Raw genomic sequence first — 4,456 nt, forward strand, 5'->3', positions numbered from 1 at the left:
TCGAAAATGCCGAAGATAGGTGGCAGATTCCTCAGCAAATTGAAGACTTAAAAGCGCTCGCAAAAGAGCAGGGCTTATGGAATTTGTTTTTGCCTGATAGTGATTATGGCTACGGTTTAAGCAACCTGGAATATGCGCCTCTGGCTGAAGTCATGGGGCGGACACGTTTTGCCAGTGAAATATTTAATTGCAGCGCCCCCGACACAGGCAATATGGAAGTACTCGTTCGTTATGGTACTGAAGCGCAAAAAGAAAAATGGCTACAACCTTTGCTTGAAGGCGAGATTCGCTCTGCTTTTGCCATGACTGAGCCCGATGTAGCCTCCTCTGATGCAACAAATATTCAGACTCTTATTACGCGTGACGGCGAAGACTACGTCATTAATGGTCGTAAATGGTATATCTCGGGTGCGTGTGATCCGCGTTGCGAAATACTCATCGTGATGGGCAAAACAGACCCGGACAACGAAAATCGTCACCTACAACAATCAATGATACTCGTACCGATGAACACGCCGGGTGTCACCGTCGTTCGACCGATGCAAGTATTCGGTAATGACGATGCGCCAGAAGGTCACGCAGAAATTTTATTCGAAAATGTGCGTGTACCTGCCGAGAATATACTGCTAGGTGAGGGGCGTGGATTTGAAATTGCTCAAGGGCGTTTAGGCCCCGGTAGAATTCACCACTGCATGCGTTTAATCGGAGCCGCACAGCGTGCACTTGAGTTAATGTGTGTCAGAGCTGAAGAACGTGTCGTATTTGGTAAGCCACTGAGCAAGCAGGGTTCGGTGCGTGAAGACATTGCCAAGTCCTACTGCGAGATCGAACAAGCGCGCTTGCTTACCTTAAAAGCGGCTGCAAAAATGGACTCACACGGCAACAAAGGGGCAAAAGACCTGATCGCCATGATCAAGATCGTTGCGCCACAAATGGCCTGTACGGTAATTGATCGAGCGATTCAGATACATGGCGCAGCAGGTTTAAGCCAAGACTTCTTCTTATCTGATGCATATCAAATGGCACGTATTATTCGTCTAGCGGATGGGCCAGATCAGGTTCATATGATGCAGCTTGGTCGTGGTGTCTCAGCAGGGTATTCTGCAATGCAAATGATGAAGATGCGTAAGGCTTAGGAGAAGGTATGTCGGATATAAAAACAAATGTTGATGAGCTCGATGTTGTTAAGCTAGCTGCTTACCTTGCAGACAATATCGAAGGCTTTTCTGGGCCGATTAAAGCAACAAAATTTGAGGGGGGGCAGTCAAACCCGACTTTCAAGCTGTCTTCTCCTTCGGGGGACTTTGTTCTAAGAAGGCAGCCTCCAGGCAAACTGCTCAAATCTGCTCATGCAGTCGACAGAGAGTTTCGAGTCTATCAAGCGCTAGCAGATTCTGACGTACCGGTGCCTCGCATGTATCACCTATGTGAAGACCGGGAAATTATCGGCTCCATGTTCTACGTAATGGAGTATTGCGCAGGCAGTATCTTCTGGGATGCCGCCTTGCCAGAACTAGCGTCAAATGAAATGCGAAGCGCCGCATACGAGCAAATGGGCGATGTACTAGCTGCGATTCATAGTGTCGATTTAGACAGTGCAGGATTGAGTGATTATGGCAAGCCAGGGAACTATTTTGAGCGCCAACTATCTCGCTGGAGTCAGCAATATAAAGCATCTGAAATTAAGCCGATTCCAGCAATGGATCAATTGATCGCATGGTTAGAAGAAAATCTGCCCGAAGATGACGGCCGTGTTTCCTTAGTTCACGGTGACTATCGCCTCGACAATATGATGTTTTCAAGTGCCGCTTTGCAGTCTGGTGAAGTTAGTATTTTGGCCGTATTAGATTGGGAGTTGTCTACATTGGGTCATCCTTTTGCAGACTTGGCATACCAATGTATGCAGTTGCGTATGCCTGCTAGCGGCGGGCAAAAGAAGCCGGGTCAAATGAGTGGGTTAGCAGGTATTGATCGCACAAGCCTAGGTATTCCAACTGAAAAAGAATATGTTGCACGATATTGCAAACGTATGGGAATCGACAAGATTGATCACTGGGCATTCTATCTAGCCTTTAGCTTCTTCCGTTTAGCCGCGATCGCACAAGGCGTCGCGAAACGAGCATTAGACGGAAACGCTTCCAGTAAACAGGCCGGTAAAGTCGGAGCTTATGTGCCACTTCTGGCAATGGGCGCGTTGGCCGTGATTAAAGAAGAAAGCTAATGTAGGCAGAGCCTTACATGGCTCGCTAGCGGACTAGCACGGGGTTGACCCCTCTGCCTACAAATAGATTTTCCAAAATTAGGAAATATAAATGAAAGCAATCGTATGTGAAGAGTTTGGTCCTATAGATACCTTGGTATTTAAAGACGTCGAAGCGCCTGAGCCGGCTAAAGGCGAAGTTCGTATTAACGTTAAAGCGACAGGCGTTAACTTCCCTGATGGCCTTTTAGTGCAAGGCTTGTATCAAGTTCAACCTGAGCGCCCCTTTATACCCGGTATGGAATTTTGTGGCGAGGTGGAATCGCTTGGCGAAGGGGTTAAGCACTTGAAGGTTGGCCAGCGACTAATCTGTAGCAGCCAAAAATATGGAGGCTTTGCTGAGCAGGCGGTTGTTAATTCAAAGTTAGTCATGCCTATTCCCGATGAGATGAATGATATTGATGCCGCCAATATCATGTGTGCTCATGGCACGGCTCATCATGCCTTAAAGCAACGCGCTCGATTGAAGTCAGGTGAAACGCTAGTCGTGCTGGGTGCAGCAGGCGGAACAGGCTTAGCTGCCGTGCAAATCGGCAAGGCGATGGGGGCCAAGGTTATTGCAGTGTGTTCCTCTCAAGATAAGCTAGAAATCGCCAAGGAACAAGGTGCCGATGAGCTGGTTAACTATAAGGAACAAGATCTCAAGCAAGCGCTAAAAGATCTGACAAAAGGCAAGGGCGTAGATGTCGTTTACGATCCGGTTGGTGGCGAGGCATTTGATGCTTGCACAAGAGCGATGGCTCGCAATGGTCGTTTGCTTGTCATCGGCTTTGCATCAGGCACCATTCCCAAGCTACCAGTTAATCTCGCCTTGGTGAAAGAATACAGTGTGATAGGTGTATTTTGGGGCAGCTTCGTCATGCATGAACCTATGGTCTTCCTGCAAAATATGCAGGAGCTTTTTGCCTGGCATAAAGATGGCAAAGTATCGGTTGTCACCGATGAAGTCTTTACTTTAGCAAACACAAAAGAGGCATTAGCCAAAGTCTTTAACCGAGAGGTTAAAGGTAAGGTTGTTGTGGTAGCGGAGTAATATGGTTAATCAAAGGGGTCAGACTCGATTGATTCCACCACAGAGCACACCGAGCGGCCTGCGGCCTCCACAGAGAAGGTATTAGAACTTAGGTTGAGTGTTTATCTTTTCTCTGTGACGCGAAGCGCTCTGTATTCTCGGTGGTTTAAGTGCTTAGTGTTTAAATATTTTCTAGAACTAATAGGTAAAAACATGGCTACAAATTTATTTGATCTAACAGGAAAAGTTGCACTGGTAACGGGCGCAAGTCGTGGTATCGGTGAAGCGATTGCGAAGCTATTAGCAGAGCAGGGCGCACACGTTATTGTTTCAAGCCGCAAGGTAGATGACTGCCAGTTGGTTGCCGATGCGATTACTGAGGCGGGTGGTTCCGCTGAAGCCTTAGCATGCCATGTCGGTGATATGGGGCAGATTGAATCATGCTTTGCTCATATCGAAAGCAAGCACGGCAAGCTCGATATTCTAGTTAACAATGCAGCAGCCAACCCATACTTTGGCCATATTCTTGATACAGACCTAGCGGCCTATGATAAAACTGTTGATGTAAATATCCGTGGTTACTTTTTTATGTCAGTCGCTGCAGGCAAATTGATGAAGAAAAATGGCGGTGGTGCCATCGTCAATACTGCTTCAGTTAATGGCTTACAGCCCGGCATGATGCAGGGGATTTATTCTATTACCAAAGCGGCGGTTATCAATATGACTAAAGCCTTCGCGAAGGAATGTGCACCGCTGGGTATCCGTTGTAATGCTATTTTGCCTGGCCTGACTAAAACCAAGTTTGCCGGGGCGTTATTTGCTAATGAGAAAATGCACAAAGCCGCAATGCAGATGATTCCTATGCATCGTCATGCAGAGCCAGAAGAAATGGCAGGTACGGTACTTTACCTCGTATCTGATGCAAGCTCCTACACCAACGGCGAGTGTATTGTCGTTGATGGTGGACTAACGATCTAAATTAAAAAATGTAATCACCGAGATCACAGAGCAGCCTGAGGCCTACACCGAGAAAATATTTGTATAATAATATGTACTTTTTTTTGTCTTCTCTGTGAAGCAAAGCGCTCGGTGTTATCTGTGGTGAATTCATTTTTTAGTTTTAGTAATACCTATTAATTCAGAGATAAACTATGGATAACCTACTAGATTTTTCAGAAAAGGTA

Annotated in this window: 4 protein-coding genes; all 4 read left to right on the forward strand. The window is 46.6% G+C overall.

Features of this window, described 5'->3' with window-relative positions:
* Positions 1-1,136 (forward strand): acyl-CoA dehydrogenase family protein (locus tag A3761_RS21750; RefSeq protein ID WP_068750865.1); only part of this gene is annotated, 1,136 nt, incomplete at its 5' end.
* 8 nt (positions 1,137-1,144) lie between these two features.
* Entirely contained in the window at positions 1,145-2,221 is a 1,077-nt protein-coding gene (locus A3761_RS21755; protein ID WP_068506709.1) for a phosphotransferase family protein, read from the forward strand.
* A 91-nt stretch (positions 2,222-2,312) separates the two neighbouring features.
* On the forward strand, positions 2,313-3,293 hold the full coding sequence (locus A3761_RS21760; protein ID WP_068506707.1) for an NADPH:quinone oxidoreductase family protein: 981 nt from the start codon (positions 2,313-2,315) through the stop codon (positions 3,291-3,293).
* 192 nt (positions 3,294-3,485) lie between these two features.
* Complete coding sequence (locus A3761_RS21765) at positions 3,486-4,250, forward strand: SDR family oxidoreductase (protein ID WP_068506705.1); 765 nt, start codon at positions 3,486-3,488, stop codon at positions 4,248-4,250.
* Positions 4,251-4,456 lie beyond the last annotated feature (206 nt).

It is taken from the genome of Oleiphilus sp. HI0123 (assembly GCF_001635315.1).